15 protein-coding genes are annotated in these 19,467 nt (G+C 40.4%); 13 read left to right on the forward strand and 2 right to left on the reverse strand.

Annotated features, from left to right (window positions below; genetic code table 11):
* Positions 1–208 precede the first annotated feature (208 nt).
* The 3 genes from E4K67_RS25130 (at position 209) to E4K67_RS25140 (ending at position 3,783) form a co-directional block, all read left to right on the forward strand.
* Positions 209–1,006, forward strand: coding sequence for a methyltetrahydrofolate cobalamin methyltransferase (locus E4K67_RS25130; protein ID WP_135551782.1), 798 nt, complete (start codon positions 209–211; stop codon positions 1,004–1,006).
* Positions 1,007–1,098: 92 nt separating this feature from the next.
* Positions 1,099–1,719 (forward strand): HAD family hydrolase, encoded by a 621-nt coding sequence (locus tag E4K67_RS25135; RefSeq protein ID WP_135551784.1) that lies wholly within the window; start codon positions 1,099–1,101, stop codon positions 1,717–1,719.
* Between the two features lie 237 nt (positions 1,720–1,956).
* A complete protein-coding gene (locus tag E4K67_RS25140; RefSeq protein ID WP_135551786.1) occupies positions 1,957–3,783 on the forward strand; it encodes an ASKHA domain-containing protein in 1,827 nt (608 codons plus the stop codon).
* A gap of 161 nt (positions 3,784–3,944) precedes the next feature.
* On the opposite strand, the gene E4K67_RS25145 is transcribed toward E4K67_RS25140, so the two are convergent.
* A complete protein-coding gene (locus tag E4K67_RS25145; protein WP_135551788.1) occupies positions 3,945–4,835 on the reverse strand; it encodes a CobW family GTP-binding protein in 891 nt (296 codons plus the stop codon).
* 533 nt (positions 4,836–5,368) lie between these two features.
* Between E4K67_RS25145 and E4K67_RS25150 the strand changes: the two genes are divergently transcribed.
* The 9 genes from E4K67_RS25150 (at position 5,369) to E4K67_RS25190 (ending at position 15,989) form a co-directional block, all read left to right on the forward strand.
* Complete coding sequence (locus E4K67_RS25150) at positions 5,369–6,001, forward strand: cobalamin B12-binding domain-containing protein (RefSeq protein ID WP_135551790.1); 633 nt, start codon at positions 5,369–5,371, stop codon at positions 5,999–6,001.
* Positions 6,002–6,027: 26 nt separating this feature from the next.
* Complete coding sequence (locus tag E4K67_RS25155) at positions 6,028–7,401, forward strand: methyltransferase MtaB domain-containing protein (RefSeq protein WP_476728673.1); 1,374 nt, start codon at positions 6,028–6,030, stop codon at positions 7,399–7,401.
* A gap of 345 nt (positions 7,402–7,746) precedes the next feature.
* The gene (locus E4K67_RS25160; RefSeq protein ID WP_135551791.1) at positions 7,747–9,063 is read left to right on the forward strand and encodes a PocR ligand-binding domain-containing protein; all 1,317 of its coding nucleotides are present in this window, start codon (positions 7,747–7,749) and stop codon (positions 9,061–9,063) included.
* A 33-nt stretch (positions 9,064–9,096) separates the two neighbouring features.
* Positions 9,097–9,741, forward strand: a complete 645-nt coding sequence (locus tag E4K67_RS25165) for a cobalamin B12-binding domain-containing protein (protein ID WP_135551793.1) — start codon at positions 9,097–9,099, stop codon at positions 9,739–9,741.
* A gap of 504 nt (positions 9,742–10,245) precedes the next feature.
* The gene (locus E4K67_RS25170) at positions 10,246–11,043 is read left to right on the forward strand and encodes a methyltetrahydrofolate cobalamin methyltransferase (protein WP_135551795.1); all 798 of its coding nucleotides are present in this window, start codon (positions 10,246–10,248) and stop codon (positions 11,041–11,043) included.
* A 364-nt stretch (positions 11,044–11,407) separates the two neighbouring features.
* Positions 11,408–12,004, forward strand: coding sequence for a DUF1638 domain-containing protein (locus E4K67_RS25175; RefSeq protein ID WP_338031917.1), 597 nt, complete (start codon positions 11,408–11,410; stop codon positions 12,002–12,004).
* Positions 12,001–13,833 (forward strand): ASKHA domain-containing protein, encoded by a 1,833-nt coding sequence (locus E4K67_RS25180; RefSeq protein ID WP_135551799.1) that lies wholly within the window; start codon positions 12,001–12,003, stop codon positions 13,831–13,833. The genes E4K67_RS25175 and E4K67_RS25180 overlap by 4 nt, the downstream gene beginning before the upstream one ends.
* A gap of 122 nt (positions 13,834–13,955) precedes the next feature.
* Entirely contained in the window at positions 13,956–15,530 is a 1,575-nt protein-coding gene (locus E4K67_RS25185; RefSeq protein WP_135551801.1) for a methylenetetrahydrofolate reductase C-terminal domain-containing protein, read from the forward strand.
* Positions 15,531–15,638: 108 nt separating this feature from the next.
* Positions 15,639–15,989: a DUF6951 family protein gene (locus tag E4K67_RS25190; RefSeq protein WP_243454623.1), complete on the forward strand. Its 351-nt coding sequence runs from the start codon at positions 15,639–15,641 to the stop codon at positions 15,987–15,989.
* A 205-nt stretch (positions 15,990–16,194) separates the two neighbouring features.
* Here the strand turns inward: E4K67_RS25190 and E4K67_RS25195 are convergent, their stop codons facing one another.
* Positions 16,195–18,288 (reverse strand): glutamine synthetase III family protein, encoded by a 2,094-nt coding sequence (locus tag E4K67_RS25195; protein ID WP_135551803.1) that lies wholly within the window; start codon positions 18,286–18,288, stop codon positions 16,195–16,197.
* A gap of 352 nt (positions 18,289–18,640) precedes the next feature.
* Here E4K67_RS25195 and E4K67_RS25200 point away from each other — a divergent pair, with 352 nt between their 5' ends.
* Positions 18,641–19,336: a response regulator gene (locus E4K67_RS25200; protein WP_135551805.1), complete on the forward strand. Its 696-nt coding sequence runs from the start codon at positions 18,641–18,643 to the stop codon at positions 19,334–19,336.
* The last annotated feature ends 131 nt before the right edge of the window (positions 19,337–19,467 follow it).

Here is a 19,467-nt window from a genome sequence, read left to right on the forward strand (position 1 = left end):
ACAGACTTGCTGAAATGCAAGAAAAGGAATATAAATGAGGAAATTTCCCTTGGTCGAGGGATCTCATGTAATTTCTTAATTGAATCTTTTATGGTTGCAAGATATTCATCATTAGGCATGGATCTTGCATAAGTGATTACTTGAACTAGTTTAAGCAATATGCGTGGGGGCTAGAAAAATCTGTATCTGAAAAATTGGAGGAATATTTATGATTATTGTAGGAGAATTAATTAACGCAAGCCGTAAGGCCATTGGAGAAGCGATCAAAGCTCAAGACACCGATTATATTCAAAAGGTGGCCAAGGATGAATTCGAGGCTGGGGCAAATTATATTGATGTCAACGCAGGTATCTTCGTCGGTAAGGAACCAGAATACCTGAGATGGCTGGTCAAAACTGTTCAAGAGGTAGTAGATTGCCCTTGCTGTATTGATAGCCCCGACCCAAAAGCAATTGAAGAAGCCTTGTCAGTGCACAAAGGTGTTGCGATGATAAACTCCATCTCCTTGGAAAAAGCACGCTATGATGCGTTGATTCCTGTGATTGCAGGCACGGATTTAAAAGTTGTGGCACTTTGCATGAGTGATGAAGGAATGCCTGAAACAATGGATGATCGGTTAAGAATAGCTGACAAACTCATTAATGGGCTCGTCCAAAACAATGTGCCCCTAGATCATATTTATGTAGATCCGCTGGTACAACCAATTTCAACGAATAGCACGTTTGCAGTAGAATTCATTAACTCAGTTGAAGCCATTATGACTCGCTTTAAAGGAGTCCATACGATGTGCGGGCTGTCAAATATTTCTTATGGCCTACCGGAGAGAAAATTCATGAACCATGCCTTTGCCATTATGGCCATTGGCAAAGGATTAGATGGTTTGATTATCAACCCCTTGGATAAGATGATGATGGCAAGTTTGATTACGGCTGAGACTCTGGCTGGTCGAGATGACTATTGTGTCAAATATCTTAAGGCTTATCGCAACAAACAATTCGAGATCTAAAAACTTCATATAAAGAGCATCCCCTTCTCTAATTGGAGAGGGGGATGCTCTTTATAAGATTGAAATCGAGAACAAATTTGGAGGGTAAAAGTGTGGCACTCGTAATGTTTGACTATGATGGCGTTATTGTTGATTCTCTCGACGTTTTTACGTCACGATTCACCCAAGCTTGCCGAGAGAATGGTTTCAAAGAGGTCAACGTAGCGAAAGATGTTCTTAGCCTTTTTGATGGTAATGTTTACGAATCCATGATGAGACGTGGCCTTGCTGAAACAACGATAGACAATATCTTGGAGAGGTATGAAGTTTTACAGGGCGAACAATTGGCAGAGCTCCAACTTTTTAACGGTATCAGGGAAGCCTTGATACGAATTTCGGTAAAACATCAGGTTTATGTTATTACTTCGAATTTATCTAGTGCCACGATTCGGATTTTAAATCAAAACGGAATCGATTGTTTTAAAGATGTCATAGGAGCTGAGAAGGAAAAGAGTAAGATCAAAAAGATTCATAACACTATGGCTATACATCCTGGGATCCCTGCCTACTACGTAGGGGATACAAAAGGAGATATGATTGAGGGTAAAAAGGCGGGAACGCAAACGATTGGAGTCACTTGGGGATGGCATTCCCCTCAAAAGATTAAAGAGGGCTCCCCAGATTATCTTGTCAATACTCCAGAAGAACTTGCTGATTACTTGGTTAAAGTATAATGGTAAGGACAGGTCCCTCTCGTCCGCACAAGCCTCAAGGAAGATCGTGTAAGTGAGATTTCATCCCTAAGAAACTAATTGGATTAAGCCATAGAATGGACAAATTCGGATGCAAGAACCTAAAAAAGTATGGCTAATGAGTTAAGGTGAACCCGTCAGGGAAAGCGCTGTTCAGACACAGCATATGTCTAATCAGCGCAGACAGATATATTTAGTCTGTTGGCAGGAGGTAAAATTATGCAAATTAAAATACATCCAAATACCATAATAATTCCGGAAGATCAGGAAACTTTAATGGAAGCGCTGATACGACATCGTCTCCCCGTACAGAATATCTGTAACGGAAAAGGAACGTGTGGTAAATGTAAAGTGCGGATGATAGGATACGTCTCACCGCCAAGTGAGAGTGATATAAAGCATCTCAATAAAATCGAGTTGCAGGCCGGATTTCGATTGGCTTGCACTGTGCAGCCGGAAGACGGAATGGTCATTGAACTAAGTTTTGTAGAGAGCCAAGATCGTAAAGTGAGCGCTCTCTTAGGAATGAAAACGTGTAATTTAGACCCAGGGATTGAAAAGGTGTATATTCAGACCAGTAAACCAACCCTAGCGGATGAGAGGGGAGATTGGGATCGTGTCGTAGACGATCTTAGGGCTGCTACGGGTAGGAGCTTTGAGAAGGCAAATCTATATATCTTGCGTAAGGTCCCGGACGTAATGAGAGCAGCTCAATTCGCCCTAACTGTTACAGTTGCTGACGATAAGATTCTAGAAATTGAGTCTGGTGATACAACAAAAAGGCTGTACGGTGTTGCAGTCGATATTGGAACTACCAGTGTTGCAGTAGCCTTAATCGATTTGAATCAGGGGGATATTCTGAAAGTATTGTCTACAGAAAATGAACAGACTGCGTATGGGGCTGATGTCATTTCGCGAATATCGTTTGCCATGGAAAATCAAGAGAGCGCTATGGTCTTACGCGTAGCTATCAGGCGGACAATTAATCATTTGCTCGAAGAACTTGCTGTGCAAACGGGTATACAACTGAAAGAAATCTTTAAAATGACAGTTGTTGGAAATACGACAATGCATCACCTTTTTCTGGGTTTGGATGTATCCCATCTTGCGGTTTCTCCATTTGTCTCAGCATGCAACAGGCCGCTTGAATTCTCAGCGCTCGAATTGGGTTTGGAAATCAATTCGCAAGCACGAATACAACTGTTACCAAATATAGCTAGTTTTGTTGGGGGAGACACGATGGGAGCGATTGTCGGAGCTCCAGAGGTTTTAGCTCAGGGTAATCATTTACTGATTGACTTAGGTACGAACTGTGAATTATTCTTAAAGACTGATCATACAATGATGGCTTGTTCTACAGCAGCCGGTCCAGCCTTTGAGGGTGCAGGTCTTGCTCATGGAATGAGGGCCAAACAAGGAGCTATTGAAGGGGTCACGATTACGGATGAAGGAGTAGTCTGTGAGGTAATCGGCGGGAAGGAAGCTATAGGAATCTGTGGTTCAGGTTTGATTGAGGCGATCGACGAGATGAGAAAAGCAGGAGTTATTAACAAACAAGGTACAATTGCCGACCCTAAGAAGCAACCAACGATTGCCCCCGAGCTCTTGAAGCGCATTCGTGTGGGCATTAAAGCTCGTGAATTTGTTTTAGCTTATGGAACTAGCGATGGTTATGATGTGACCTTAAGTCAAAAGGATATCGGGGAAATGCAGTTAGCCAAAGGAGCTGTCTGCGCTGGAATTAAAACCTTGGTTGACATGGCAGGGATAACGGTTCTCGATCTCGATTCAGTGACATTATCCGGTACATTTGCCACCTATCTTAAGGCGCAAAACATTCTGAGCATTGGTCTTGTTCCCAATATCGCTCCTGAAAAAATAAAAACGGTAGGTAATGCCGCCCATGTGGGTGCAATTCGAGTTCTAATGGATCGACGAGAGCTGGCTATGTCACGAGATTTGTACAGTAAGATTAGACATGTCGAACTCGGGGGGAGTGCTAAATTTTCTAAATATTTTATGAGTAGCATGTATATCGAACAGTAAATTGCATAGATGACGCTCATCGTTACCAATAAAACGATGGATTTTTTAGGGATACAATAGATTGTGTGCTAAGGGTAGAACATCTAAAAAGATACACTCATCACAGGGACGAAAATATGCTCGTGTGATGGGTGTATCTTTTTATGTATCTTGAAGTTAACTTATTGGAAGGATGCAGTCAGTAGCTTCTTCTGCAAATCTCTACCTATAAAGCTAACGATCCCTGTCGAAAGACCTGATGATTCTAAGATAGAATAATATCCATCAATATAATGGAATTCCAGAAAGCAATTGTTCGATTCAATAAATCCTTTGCCTCTTATTATCTTGCCGTATCCTCCATGTTTGCACTTTTTTAGGATGCTCTCCAATTGCTCTGATTCGAAAATTCTGGAGGTCCGTAGTCCTATAGACTCAAAGTCATGACTCCGCGAGTGTATACTGTCCTTGGCTATTAATACCGTTTTTTTGTCTACAAGGCCCAGGACCTCTTCATTAGATAGATCGATCCAATCCTTTGCGAGTATTGTGGCCGTTTCATTTAATATGCACAATTCTAATTCAATCTGGGAAACTTCTTCAACCAACATATGCTGCGTTTTACTTACAACTAAGGATGATGCACTACAGATTTGACTTTTATAGAAGCCTGAGTAACTTTGTATATGGTTTGAAAAATTCTGGGCATCAACAACTGTTGTCACGGAGTTAATAAAACACTCAGAGGAAATCTGAGGATCCTTAAATAGGTCGTAGATCTCTCCTATCATAAAAATGCCAGACGGCTCAAAGATTATTCTTTCGACCTTTTGAGTCAAGATTTGTTTTAAGGTGAAAATAAAATCTCCTTTAAGTTTACAACATACACAGCCGTTAGAAATTTCATAAATCTCAAAACCCTCAATTTGCAAGACTTCACTATCTACACTGACATCCCCAAATTCGTTTTCTATTATCACTACTTTTTCACCGTCGAGAGAATTAAGGATTTTCTTAATTAATGTTGTTTTACCTGACCCTAAAAATCCAGAAATTATATCAAATTTTACCATAGAGATCTATCCTCCAATGATTAATGGGGAACTTTTGCCCATTTTAAATAAGCTTAATAATAATAGATCAGATTGACCATGGATTATTTTGTATTAACTTGGATTTTTCGAAACGTTCTCTACTAAGAAGTTCTTATAATAAAGTGAAGCGATATTTAAGTTTAGACTTTGTCTGTCTGCAACTCGGAGTTTTGAGTTTGATTTATACGCAGTTGATTACCGTTTACTGAACAACAAGCTAAGATTTATCAATATAAAACAAGATAGTCCATAGCGAAGAAAGGCTCTAAGGAATTAAAATAAGGTCAATACAGAAACAAACTATTTTGAAAATTCAATAAAAATAAGGCTGTGACAGTCAAAGAAAGGACGTGAACCATGTAATGCGTATATAATGCGTTGTTAACCCAAGTCTTATGTTTTTGGCAAACAGACAAAGAGGTTTACGGATGATGTTATGGATTAGCTGAAGCAGAACATGGTTGCTGATTTAATCAGTGTCAAATTAATATGAATTATTAGGAGGGTACAAGATGTTTGATTTTTCAGGATTAAGTGATGCCGTTATCGCCGGAGATGAGGATGGAGTGCTTGATTTAGCCCAAAAAGCAATTAGTGCAAAGGTTGATCCACTATCCATTATCAATGATGGACTCATTGCAGGGATGAATGTCGTTGGTGCACGCTTTAAAGTTAACGATATGTACGTTCCAGAAGTATTGATGTCAGCGGCAGCTATGAAAGCTGGTGTGGCTCTTGTAAAACCATTGTTAAAAAGCGGTGAAACGACAACTAAGGGAACGGTTATCATTGGAACAGTTACAGGCGATTTACATGATATAGGAAAAAGCTTAGTTGGTATGATGCTGGAATGCTCTGGCTATGCTGTAGTCGATTTGGGCGTAGATGTTTCGGGGGATGATTTCGTTGCTGCGGTTAAGGCAAATGATGCTAGAATAGTAGCTCTTTCATGTATGCTGACCACAACTATGTTGCAAATGAAAACAACTATCGAAGTATTAGCTACTCAGGGTATACGTAAGAATGTAAAAGTCATTATTGGTGGCGCTCCAATTACCCAAGAATTTGCGGATAATATTGGTTCTGATGGTTATGCGACAGATGCTGCAGGAGCGGTTGATCTAGTTACTAAGTTATTAAACTAAATGCATAAAAAATGGGAGGGAATATTGTGGCTGTAAAGTTTACGGAATTAGCTTATACAAATGTGGATGAATTCGTTTACGGGAGTGCCAAGTACCCCGTAAAATGTGCAAATGGGATGGTTATTGGCGGAGGAACACTTTATCCAGAACTGAATTGTACGCTTCCTATGATGTTAATTACTGAAGAAACGATGCCGAAGGTATTGGCACAGTACGAAGAAATGATTCACGGTGTTTGCTCTATGGGCGTTGAATTAAAAGTTCCTGGGATGTTAGTTGAAATTGAACTGCTTCCTCCGTGTACCTTTAATCCTCAATGGGGAATTGATGTTACCAAAGTGGTCAAAGGTGTAATGAAGGAATATGAAACTAAGTTTGACCTCAAGAGTATGTTAAGAATGACCCCTGTTGATGTTCGCGAAGGTAAGACTCTTAAACATATGTACAAAGGCGTAGAATGGGACCAAGTAATGGATACTATGAAGGGTTGCGCAGCAAACGGAGCAGATTTTTTATCAATCGAATCCATTGGTGGAAAACACCTACATGATGAGTCAGTCATGAATATTGATCTACCTAAAGCTGTATTTTCTTTAGGAATTGTCGGTTGTCGCGATATGAAAATTCTGTGGGATGAAATTGTAAAAATTGCTGCCGCCAACAATATTCTACCTGCAGGAGATACTGCTTGCGGTTTTGCCAATACATCGATGGTAATGGGCCACAAAAATTTTATTCCTAAAGTTTTTGCCGCTATTGACAGGGTTATGTGTGCAGTCAGAACTTTGGTCGCCGTTGAATCTGGTGCAGTTGGTCCGGATAAGGATTGCGGGTATGAAGGGGTTTATCTTAAAGCTATTTCAGGAACACCTATTTCCATGGAAGGAAGGGTAGCTGCTTGTGCTCATTCCAGTGCAGTTGGTAACGTCTCTTTAGCCTTAGCAGATTGTTGGAGCAATGAATCCGTAGAAAATGTAAGATTATTAGGTAATATGGCCCCTACAGTATCTATGGAGCAACTTGCTTATGATTGCCGCCAAATGAATGTTGCAAAAGATAAAGGCTTTGCTCTGCAAATGAGAGATATCCTTGTGGAATCGGATAATAAGTATGACCCCACTGCTTATATTATGACCCCCAGCGTTGTCTTAAGAATCGCAGGTGAGATTATTAAAGGGAAAACTCACTTTGAAAGGACTAAAATTGCCGCTGGCGCTACAATTACGGAATTGCGTGCGGCAGCTAAAGCCGGTAGCTTAGAGCTCGGTCCTAAAGAAATGAAGTATCTAGATATTTTTGAAAAACAACTCAACAGTATACCGAATGACGAAGCTGAGTTTACTGCAAATATGATTAAAGCTAACCCTAAACACGACCTTGGAATGTACAATATCTCTTAGTTTTTACGAGGATATTAATGCATAAATTCTTATCGCGCTCAGATCTTTCTTGGGTATATACTTTTGGTACCTAGCAGGATTTGAGTGCTTTTAAATCATATAAAATATCAAAATATTCTAACTATTCAGCTTAATAGGTCAAATAACTGCTCATCTATGTTATAATTTATGTGACTGCATAGGAAAACTAATTGCATCATAAAATATTAATTTTATCCGATTAGAATCACGAGAATATTAGTAGGAATAATATTTTTTAGTTTTCCTAATAATCTATATAAAAAGGCAGATAGTCTACAGGGGTTACTGGTACTAGTTAGTGTGAAGCTCTTCGGAGGTGGGAATGTGAATCAAGCAAACATGACTCCAGAAAAGGAATTACGATGCCTAGAGAAACTAGTGGGGCTTAATATGCTGGAAAAAATGTTATGCTCTTTTTCAAAATCTACTGGATTAAAAGCGATCCTTGTGGACACGCGAGGAAATACGCTTGTTTCTACTGATCATGAGATTAAGGACTGTAGTTTTTGTAGGAAAATCAGGTCTGATAGTTCTGGGATGCGTAAATGTCAGCGATCATATGCACAAGCGTGTACTGAAGCCGCTAAATATGGCGAGCCATATATTTTTAGATGTCATGCAGGTTTGATAATGTGGTCAGCGCCGATCGTATTAAATGAATATGTCTTCTCCATCATCTGTGGACAAGTTCTTATGTGGGAACCAGAAGATTATTTTTTGGAAGAAATTGAGGAAATGGTAAAGGGACTTAATGTAGACGTTTCTGCGGTAAAGTGGGCTGCTGCCCAATTAGAGGTAATGTCTAGTGATAAAGTACAGGCGGCGTCAGATCTTTTGTTTATTGTAGCTAATCAGATCATGAAGAGCGGCATGATAGTCTTGGAGCAAAGAAGGAACATCACCGCCCAACAGGCGAGGCTGGCAGAAGAAATACAGGCTCGTAAACGTTCTGAAATTGCCATGCGTACGATTGAGTCGAGAGCGTTTAGTATTAATTCTTTGGACAAGGAGCATGAGCTCAAGTCGCTAGTGCGTAATGGTAAAAAACGAGCAGCCCACCAAGTACTTGAAAATTTATTAGTGGATATTATCGAAATTAATTCTGAACAGATTGATACGGTTAAAACAAGGGTAGTTGAATTAGTGGTAATTATCTCTAGGGCAGCTGTGGATGGAGGTGCTGACTTAAGTGTTATCCTACAACAAAACTCGTTATTTTATCTGGAGTTGCTTAAAATATCGAAGACTGAAGAAATCTGCTTATGGGCCAGAGGGATGCTAGAAACATTTATGAACCAAGATATTAACAAAAATCAAAAAAATATTATAGCTATCCAGAAGGCGGCTGAATATATCCAAAGGAATTTTCGTAATAAATTAACTATAGAGGATATCTCACAAGTAGTTTATCTCAGCCCCTGTTATGTCAGCAGAATCTTTAAACAGAGTCTTGGCTGTACTTTGATGGAATACCTGACTCATGTAAGAATTGAAGAAGCTAAAACAATGTTAAAGGACCCTAAATACAATGTTATGCAAGTCGCAGAAGAGAGTGGTTTTGAAGATCCTGCCTACTTCACTAGGGTTTTTAAGAAGAGTGAGGGAATTACACCAAGTAGATTTAAGCAATATGCTCTATAAGCTAGCTATGCGCTACCGGGGGAGTGAACTCTATTGATAACTTCAGAATTTGAATTAGAATTAATAACTAAAGCTTTAATTAGAGGGCAGGCTAATCGGGTAAAGACACTCACCATACTTGCTATTGAGAACGGGATAGATCCAAGAACAGTCATTGACAAAGCATTAATGCCGGGCATGCATGAAATAGGTGAACAATTTAGAGATAAAGCTATTTATATATCGGATGTATTGATCTCCTCAAGGGCAATGCATGCGGGGTTGCATGTATTGAAGCCGTTATTAATGAATCCACAGCAATCTTCTGTTGGTAAAGTAGTTATTGGTACTGTGGCTGGAGATTTACATGATATCGGGAAAAATCTAATTGTCATGATGTTTTGTGCTTCAGGATTAGAAGTCATCGATCTTGGAATTGATGTGCAACCTGAGGACTTTGCACAAGCAATTATAGACCACCAGCCTGACATTCTAGCGATGTCTGCTATGCTTACTACTACTTTAGGTATGATGTCTGAGACAATAAGGGAACTCAATCGTCTAGATCTACGTAATAAAGTTAAGATAATTATTGGTGGAAGTCCAACAACTCAAGAATTTGCACGGGCAATCAATGCAGATGGTTTTGCAGCAGATGTAGTGAAAGCTGTTGATTTGGCTATAAAACTTGTAAAGTAAAGTGTGAGTACACACACTGAACTACGCAATCAAATATTCATTGTGAACATAGTAAATGAAATAATATATGCACGCGTGAAGAAAAGTGGGGCAAAAAATTTATTGTGCACTACTTTTATTTGTTTTGATCTTAATTAGAAAATCAAGCCATTTTTGACCAATGACTACTCAGTTTTCCTGTGCGCTGGTCATAGATTTCCATTCTCCAAGTTTCCTAGAAGTTGGATGGGACCACTTAAAATAGGCGCTTTTATCCAGACAGTAAAATAGCAAGAATCTCAGTTAGATTAATCAAGATAAGACAAGAATATCCATGTAATAATCTAAGAATTATGGCTAAAATTATAGTATAAATATTCAGATTATTAAAAGTCTGCAACACAATGCTTAAGTATTAATACTCGGTGACTTGAAATTAGCACAATACATTGAGGTGAAAGAGGGGTAGTTTGCTAGCCATAGGGGCGAGCGGAGTAGTTTAAAAAAACTGGAGGAGGAAGAGAAATGTTAGTTGTTGGAGAACTTATTAACGCAAGCCGTAAAGCCATTGGTGCGGCTATCAAAGAACAAAATGTTGAAGTAGTCCAAAAAGTAGCAAAGGATCAATTCGACGCTGGAGCACATTATATTGATGTTAACGCGGGTATCTTTCTTGATAAAGAGCCAGAATACCTTGCATGGCTTGTGAAAACTGTTCAGGAAATTGTTGATTGTCCTTGCTGCATAGACAGTCCTGATCCAAAAGCGATCGCTGCGGCCTTTGCTGTGCACAAAGGGGTACCAATGATTAACTCCATTTCTCTGGAAAAAGATCGCTATGGGGCTTTGCTTCCTATACTTTCAGGAACGGACCTAAAAGTTGTGGCTCTTTGTATGAGTGATGATGGGATGCCAGAAACAATGGTAGATCGGTTGAAAATTGCCGATAAGCTCATTAATGGGCTCGTTCAAGCTAACGTACCGATCGGTAATATTTATGTAGATCCGTTGGTACAACCAATCTCCGTAAACAACACGTTTGCCATGGAATTCATTAATTCTGTTGAAGCTATTATGTCTGAGTTTAAAGGGGTTCATACGATGTGTGGGCTGTCTAACATATCCTATGGCTTGCCAGAACGGAAATTTATGAATCGTGGCTTTGCAGTTATGGCTATTGCTAAAGGATTAGATGGCATGATCGTTGACCCGTTGGACAAAATGATGATGGCCAGTATAGTAACGGCGGAAGCACTGGCAGGACGAGATGCATACTGTGCCATGTATCTCAAGGCTTTCCGAAATAAGAAATTCGAATTTTAATAAAGTTGTTGCATCCCCGTCTCCACTTATAAAAGGGGATAATCGTTTAATGTATAGGAAATAGGTCAATGCACCGAAAGATGGCATTGGCCTATTTGAGATAATAGTGACGAAATTTGATGCAAAACTATCTCTAGGTTTTTTAGAGTTTTTAGGCTGTTACTGGGAAAATAGAAGGAAATTCGAGGAATGTAGCGAATATATTAGGTAATTAATGAATTCTCAAAAAAGGACTATGTGGGTTTGGAAAATAGAGAAAATTTTGACTTAAAACAGTTAGAGTGAGGAGATCGCCATAAAAATTAAACTCATCGGTTGTGATTCCACCAAGAACGAAGTTCGTTCGCTGGGGATTCCAGAAACTATGGATAATGAGTTCCTTGATTTTAATTACCACGGCAAACCAGATCTACTACACGTACGACTTCAGGAACTTATTGACCAAAGCCAGGATTACGAACTGATAATTACGACCTATAGTCGATGTTCAAACGTTGTCGTCGGTTTACTTTCCAAACGTGTACCGTTGCTTTTGCCAAAAACTCATGATTGTATTTCTCTTCTGCTTGGTTCAAACGAAAGGCAACTCAGTTTACTCAAGGAAAATCCGGGAACCTACTATTTCAGCCGAGGGTGGCTGGACTACGGTCGGACTCCCTATGCTGAGTACCTAGAATACGTCGATCGCTATGGGCAGAAGAAAGCCACTGATCTTATTAAAATGTTGTATGGTAATTATAATAAAGCGGTTTTGATCGTTACACTGGGAACGAAAGACATTGATAAATACCGAGAAAAGGTTTGCCAGATTGCTGACTTTTTTGGGTGGGACGTGGGCGAAGAAGAAGGGGATCTTCGTCTTTTAGCTATCCTATTAAATGGAAAAACTGGGCAAGACACAGTGCATGTCGAACCGGGACGGGCAGTTACAGCAGATATGTTGTTAGGAGGTAAATTATGAAAATAACAATACTCCCAAATCATGTGATAATTCCAGAAGATCGGGAAACTTTAATGGAAGCGCTGATTCGACATCATCTTCCTGTACAGAATATCTGTAATGGCAAAGGTACGTGTGGTAAATGCAAAGTGCGGATGCTCGGATATGTCTCTCCGCCTACCGATAGCGATAAAAAGCATCTCAATAAAATCGAATTACAGGCGGGACTTCGACTTGCTTGTACTGTGAAGCCCGAAGAAGGGATGGTCATTGAACTAAATTTTGTGGAGAGTCAAGATCGTAAAGTAAGTGCTCTCTTGGAAATGAAAACGACAACCTTAAATCCAGGAATTGAAAAAGTGTTTATCCAATCTAGCAAACCTACACTAGAGGATGAGCGCGGAGACTGGGATCGCGTAGTGGATGTGCTGAGCACTGTCACAGGTAGGAGTTACGACAAGACAGGTCTATATATTTTAGGTAAGATCCCAGACATTTTACGAGCCGATAATTTCAGCCTAACTGCTACAGTTACTGAAGACAAAATTTTGGAAATTGAGTCTGGTAATACCACAAATAGGCTTTACGGTGTTGCAGTCGATGTTGGAACAACTAGTGTTGCGGTGGCCTTGATCGATTTAAATCAGGGAAATATACTAAAGGTTGTTTCTACTGAAAATGAACAGACAGCCTATGGTGCAGATGTAATTTCTCGTATCTCGTTTGCTATGGAAAGCCAAGAGAGCGCCATGGCATTACGTGTAGCAATCAGGAGGACAATTAACCACTTGCTCGAAGAACTTTCAGTTCAAACAAATGTAGGTAAAGACGAGATTTTAAAAATGACAATTGTTGGAAACACTACAATGCATCATCTCTTACTTGGTTTGGATGCATCCCATTTGGCAGTTTCACCGTTCGTCGCTGTGTGCAACAAACCGTTGGAATTCTCGGCGATGGAATTGGGTCTGGAACTAAATGCCCAAGCTAGAATCTTGTTACTACCGAATATAGGCAGTTTTGTAGGGGGGGACACGATAGGGGCCATTGTGGGGGCACCAGCAGTTCTGGAACCAGGTAACCATTTGCTCATTGACTTAGGGACCAACTGTGAACTCTTCTTAAAGACAGGTCACTCAATGCTAGCATGTTCTACCGCAGCTGGCCCTGCCTTTGAGGGTGCAGGCATCGCCCATGGAATGAGAGCAAAGCAGGGTGCCATTGAAAGTGTAACTATCTCGGAAGAGGGAGTATCCTATCAAGTGATTGGTGAGCAGGAACCTATTGGGATTTGTGGATCTGGCCTTATCGAAGCGATCGATGAGATGCGGCAGTCGGGAGTCATTAACAAACAAGGAAAAATTGTCGATCCAGAAAAGGCGGAAACGCTTGCGATTGGACTTAAAGAACGGATTCGACCCGCTGAGAAGGGCCGCGAATTTGTCTTGGCTTATGGATCTGATCAAGGCCAGGATATAACCCTAAGTCAAAAAGATATTGGGGAACTGCAATTGGCCAAAGGGGCCGTCTGTGCAGGAATTAAAACTCTCGTAGAAATGGCTGGAATAACCGTATCAGAGCTCGATTCGGTGACTTTATCGGGAACCTTTGCCACCTATCTCAAGGCCATTAACATTTTAAATATTGGACTTGTTCCAGATATCGCTGAATACAAAATAAAGACAGTGGGAAATGCCGCACACGTAGGGGCAATACTAGCATTGTTAGACCACAAAGAAATGGCGATGGCTACGGAACTATATAAAAAGATTAGTCATGTTGAACTCGGCGGTAGTTCCACATTCTCCAACTATTTCATGGATAGTATGTATCTTGAACGATTAAATTAGCCACATGTGAAAATATTCTTTAAGTTTTTAGACCATTTTAACCAGTATTAGGTTATAATGGCTATAGTATAAATAAAAGATATACTTGGGATTAATAGGTGAAAAGGGAGAGGAACTAGGAAATGGAAAATAAGTTCAAAGAGTCATTACTCGACAAGAACACTCTATCCGTGACGTGGGAGCTCGTACCGGGCAGAGGCGCAAACGAAAAGGCCCAGGAAACTGCAATCGCCTCTGCTGAGCAAGCAGCTAAGGGTGGCAGGGTCCATGCGCTTACCATCACTGATAACCCTGGAGGTAATCCTGCAATCCTTGCTGATTATTTGGGAATGGAAATTATAAAAATGGGTATTGAACCCTTGGTCCATTTTACATGTAAAGATAAGAACCGCAATCAAATGGAAAGTCAATTACATGCCTTAGACCGGGCAAAAGTTCGCAACCTCTTAGTTATGACAGGAGATTACACAGTTTCTGGATTTAAAGGACGTCCTAAGCCGGTTTTTGATCTTGATCCCTCTAATACACTGCAACTCATCTCAGAAATGAATAAGGGCTTAGAAATCCCTGGCTTCAAGGGTTCAACCCATAACCAACCTTGTGATTTTTTTGCAGGAGCGGCTGTATCCCCCTTCAAGTCCACTGAGGCTGAACTGATGATTCAGTACTATAAGCTGAAGAAGAAAATTGAAGGCGGCGCTCAATTTGTGGTAACACAACTTGGGTATGATGCTCGGAAATGCCACGAAGTTATCCAGTTCTTGAAGATCAATAAGCTTGATATACCGGTCGTGGGAAATATTTATGTTCTCCCTTATGGAGCGGCAAATGTCATGAATCAAAATAAATTACCTGGTTGTGTAGTCACAGACAAGCTTTTGGCAGAGCTAAATGATGAAAAAAGCGCTCCAGATAAAGGGGTAGGCCAACGGATGCTGAGAGCGGCCAAATTGTACGCGATCTTGAAAGGCATAGGTGTTGCCGGAGTTCATATTGGTGGGCATAACCTAAAATACGAACAATTAGAATACATCCTTGACAAGGGGGAGGAACTATTCCCTAAATGGAAAGATTTTGTTAAGGAATTTGATTATCCTCAAACGAATGGATTCTACTACTTTGAAAAAGACGAGAAAACTGGCTTGAATACAGATCGACCTGCAAATCGTGCCAATCGCCCCTTAGATGCCCCAGCAGGTGCAATGTATACAATGATGCGAGGTATGCATGGTCTCTTGTTCACACCGAACAAAAAGTTGTTTCCTATGATGCGCGGTATGTATCGTGCGGCAGAGGGAAAGAAAAAAACCGAAAAGGGTCTGCACGCTGTTGAACATCTTGCCAAGGTTGTAATGCTTGATTGCAAGGACTGTGGTGACTGTGCCATGTTGGATTTGGCTTATCTCTGCCCAATGTCCCAATGTCCAAAAAATCAACGCAATGGGGCGTGTGGTGGGAGCTTAGATGGTTGGTGTGAAGTTTATCCTAAAGAAAAGAAATGCGTCTGGGTTAGAGCTTATGCAAGACTCAAGAAATATGGTGAAGAAGCTTCGTTAGATGTTCCCCCAGTGCCACCCGCTAACTGGGATTTTTACCAGACTTCTTCTTGGTCGAATTTCTTCTTAGGAAAAGACCATTCGGCTCCCATATTAGGAATTAAGCGTCCCGAGAGCAAGCTTCCCGAAGTTAAGAAATAAGTCAACGCCCGTCTACACTAAAAATAAAGACCGAGACTTCAGATTGGGATTCCACTACCTTGAAGTTTATCAAGACCCCCACTTTTAGAAATGGGGGTCTTGCGAATAATGTTAAAAAGTAGTACTGGAGGGAGAATTATCATGGCAACAGGGGTAATACACGCCGGGGTATGTGGTTTTACAATTAATGTTAAAGCAGTGAGCGATGAGGATAATAAAGTACAGTTAGAAATAACAAGTGATTGTCCTAATTACCAAAAAATTGCCAAGGAGTTAACAGAAGTTGAGGCATATAAAGAGATTTTCAATAAAATGCATGTTGGGAGAGTCTATGAAGTGTTTGCCAAATATAGCCCACATCCCAGTTGCCCTGGAGTTTCAGGGATTCTGAAAACGATGGAAGTGGCCGCAGGTTTAGCATTGCCGCAAACCGCTTCTATTAGCATAACGAAGGAATAACGGAGAAAGAGACCTATTAATGATTTATAAATTACTATAACTAAAGACAAATCCCGGTTGCTTGCAACCGGGATTTGTCTTTAGTTAAGGAGAGTTTTGAACATTCGTCCAATAGGTGAGACACCGATTTCTACAAGCGGGTGTCTCACTATCTTACTGTAAGGTTTCGAAGTCTCTACGTTCAAACTTAGTTGAACGAGTTTTACTAAAGCATAAATAACATTTGTGCATAGGTGGGAAGTGGCCAAATGTCAGCGTCAATAATTGTTTCCAGCTTATCGCCATCATGCCGAAGGGCTTCCATAGCTTTGAAAACGACATCTCGATAATAAACACCGTGTTCATAGGCATCATTTGTCATAGCATTAGCTACTTGAACGTCTTCTTCTAGAGTGGTTAAGTTTGCTTTCAAGGAAACAAGGGTCGAGCAGAGAGCGTTCAGAAGCTCTTCTTGAACCGATACATCTGCAGCGCTGGACGCAGATTTAATGGCAATGATGGAATTCGCTAGTTGAGTAGAGTACTTTATAGCCGCTGGAATAATTTGATGTTGGGCCATGTCGATCATGGTTAGGGCCTCAATGTTAATCTGTTTGGAATATTGTTCTAAATTTATTTCATAACGAGATTCTAGTTCTGTTCGGTTCAATACTTTGTGTTTTTCATACAAGTCGATCGTAGACTGGCGCATAAGAACAAGCGCAGCATCAACGGTGGAGGAGATATTAGGGAGTCCACGTTTAGCGGCTTCTTCAACCCACTCTTCAGAATATCCGTTGCCATCAAAGAGGATTCGCTTGTGATTCTTAGCGGTTTCTTTAAGGATTTCTTGAAGGGTTTGATCGAAGTCGGTTGCTTGTTCTAGACGATCAGCAAATTGAGAGAGGACCTCAGCGATAATTAAATTAAGAACAACGTTAGGGCCAGAGATTGACTGAGAGGAAGCAACCATTCTAAATTCGAATTTATTTCCGGTAAAAGCGAAGGGCGAGGTGCGGTTGCGATCCGTTGAATCTTTACGGAATGCGGGCAGTGTTTTAACTCCGCTGGCAGATTTTTCTCCTTGAAGGGAGCGGCTGAGTCCTCCATTTTGAAGTTGGGAAAAAATATCAGTGAGTTGATCACCCAGGAAAATGGAGATAATGGCAGGCGGTGCTTCATTGGCACCTAGACGGTGGTCGTTACCAGGGTTAGCAGCAGAAACTCGAAGTAACTCAGCATAATCATCAACAGCTTTAACAACTGCACATATTATCGTCAGGAATTGGAAATTTTCATGAGGGGTAGGGCCGGGGTCGAGGAGGTTATGCCCATCGTCTGTCGACATAGACCAGTTATTATGTTTACCTGAACCGTTAACTCCAGCAAAGGGTTTTTCATGAAGCAAGCAAACCATATCATGTCGGAGGGCCACTTTTTTCATGCTGTCCATGACAAGTTGGTTATGGTCGGTGGCAATATTTGTTGTTCCAAATATGGGTGCTAGTTCAAACTGTCCAGGAGCCACTTCGTTATGCTGAGTTTTGGCAAGAACTCCGAGCTTCCACAATTCCATATTTAATTCATGCATAAAGGCGGCTACACGAGTTTTAAGGCTTCCAAAGTAATGATCCTCTAGTTCTTGGCCTTTAGGAGGCATAGCTCCAAATAGTGTTCGACCAGTGAGCATAAGGTCCATTCGTTTATCAAATAATTTTTTGTCTACAAGAAAATACTCTTGCTCTGCTCCAACCGTACTAGTGACACGAGTAGTTGATGTATTGCCGAACAGACGTAAGAGACGTAAGGCTTGTTTGGAGAGCGTCTGCATAGAGCGAAGAAGAGGAGTTTTTTTGTCGAGCGCTTCTCCAGTATAAGAGTAGAAAGCTGTGGGGATACATAAAGTTAAGGTGCCAGCATCTTCTTTTAGAAAAGCAGGAGAGGTGCAGTCCCAAGCGGTATAGCCTCTTGCTTCAAATGTAGCGCGAAGTCCTCCACTAGGGAAGGAGGAAGCATCAGGCTCACCCTGAATCAATTCCTTACCGGAAAATTCCATAGCTACTAGGCCGTGTTTCGTAGGGGAGATAAAGGAATCGTGCTTCTCAGCAGTGATTCCAGTCAGTGGTTGGAACCAGTGGGTAAAATGCGTCGCTCCCTTTTCAATCGCCCAATCTTTCATAGCGTTGGCTACTATTTCAGCGACACCAGGATCAAGTGGGAGTCCCTCTTCGATCGTCTTAGTCAAGGATTTGTAAGTTGTTTTCGGTAAACGTTCTCTCATTACAGCTTCATTAAAAACGTTTTCTCCAAAGATTTTCATTATTTTATTACCCCTTTCATGATTTCAAAATCAATTACACTCAATTTACCCCAAAAGAAACAAAAAGACCCCCCTTAAAGATTATTTCCAAATCTTTAAGAAGCGCCATTGCTTCATTTCAATATAGTCAAGATTATCACTTTATAAGCCTACTGACAAGAAAAATATTTCAAGTATACAATATTTTAGACATAGATAACCTAAATATTTATAAGAATTTAAATATTTAATTGTTTATCATTTTATATAGAAGGAATTGTAAATAAATTGACGAATTATTATGTGAATGATATGACGTTAATAGGAGGTATTATAGCGTATGCAATATGGTTCATCAGGGGAGGATGACATTATGAATCATATTGACATGGTGCTAGTTGAAGATGATCCGATGGTCATGGCTGTGAACGAAGGATTTATCAAACGTATCGAAGGATTTAGTATTATAAGCACAGCCAGAACTGGTCAAGAAGCTATAACAATAATTCAGTCTTTAAGACCGCAATTAGTCATCCTAGATATTTATCTTCCCGATCTAGACGGGATTCAGGTTCTAAAGGAGATTCGGCGCCAAGGCATACCATCAGATGTAATTATGATTACAGCAGCTCAAGATGTTTCGACAGTGCAAGATGTCTTACGTTTCGGGGTTATTGATTATATCATTAAACCTTTTAAATTTGAGCGGATTCAAGCAGCGCTGAATAATTACCAGTCTTACTATGAACAATTGCGAGATCGAGGAGAGATGAATCAGGAGGATTTAGACCGACTGATTAAGATTTCGACTGTTGGCGAAGTCGAATTTAATCTTAACAGAGAAGGATTGCCTAAGGGGTTACGTGAGATTACGTTACATAAAGTTTTCAATTATCTTAATGAGAAGCAGTTATGTCTTTCAGCAGAGGAGGTGGCCGAAGGACTAGGGCTAGCTAGGGTAACCGCTCGTCGTTACCTTGAATATCTAGAGAAAAGTGGAAAGATATTCCTAGAAACCCGGTATGGTTTTGTAGGCAGACCAATTAACAAATACAAGGTTAAACTATAGGATACTTTCAATTCCCTCCATAATCACAAAAACAACTGTACAAAAAAAATGTAATCAAATAAATGTATTGCAAATCAATACCACCGGTATTAAAATAAAAACATTCGGGTAGGGGTTGGACTACGTTGAAT

It is taken from the genome of Desulfosporosinus fructosivorans, from assembly GCF_004766045.1.
Lineage (GTDB): Bacteria > Bacillota > Desulfitobacteriia > Desulfitobacteriales > Desulfitobacteriaceae > Desulfosporosinus > Desulfosporosinus fructosivorans.

Bases quoted from the DNA above. Each gene is read 5' to 3' on its own strand.
- E4K67_RS25130 (WP_135551782.1), top strand. From the start codon at position 209: ATGATTATTGTAGGAGAATTAATTAACGCAAGCCGTAAGGCCATTGGA.
- E4K67_RS25140 (WP_135551786.1), top strand. From the start codon at position 1,957: ATGCAAATTAAAATACATCCAAATACCATAATAATTCCGGAAGATCAG.
- E4K67_RS25145 (WP_135551788.1), bottom strand. From the start codon at position 4,835: ATGGTAAAATTTGATATAATTTCTGGATTTTTAGGGTCAGGTAAAACA.
- E4K67_RS25150 (WP_135551790.1), top strand. From the start codon at position 5,369: ATGTTTGATTTTTCAGGATTAAGTGATGCCGTTATCGCCGGAGATGAG.
- E4K67_RS25170 (WP_135551795.1), top strand. From the start codon at position 10,246: ATGTTAGTTGTTGGAGAACTTATTAACGCAAGCCGTAAAGCCATTGGT.
- E4K67_RS25175 (WP_338031917.1), top strand. From the start codon at position 11,408: ATGGATAATGAGTTCCTTGATTTTAATTACCACGGCAAACCAGATCTA.
- E4K67_RS25180 (WP_135551799.1), top strand. From the start codon at position 12,001: ATGAAAATAACAATACTCCCAAATCATGTGATAATTCCAGAAGATCGG.
- E4K67_RS25185 (WP_135551801.1), top strand. From the start codon at position 13,956: ATGGAAAATAAGTTCAAAGAGTCATTACTCGACAAGAACACTCTATCC.
- E4K67_RS25190 (WP_243454623.1), top strand. From the start codon at position 15,639: ATGTTAAAAAGTAGTACTGGAGGGAGAATTATCATGGCAACAGGGGTA.
- E4K67_RS25195 (WP_135551803.1), bottom strand. From the start codon at position 18,288: ATGAAAATCTTTGGAGAAAACGTTTTTAATGAAGCTGTAATGAGAGAA.
- E4K67_RS25200 (WP_135551805.1), top strand. From the start codon at position 18,641: ATGAATCATATTGACATGGTGCTAGTTGAAGATGATCCGATGGTCATG.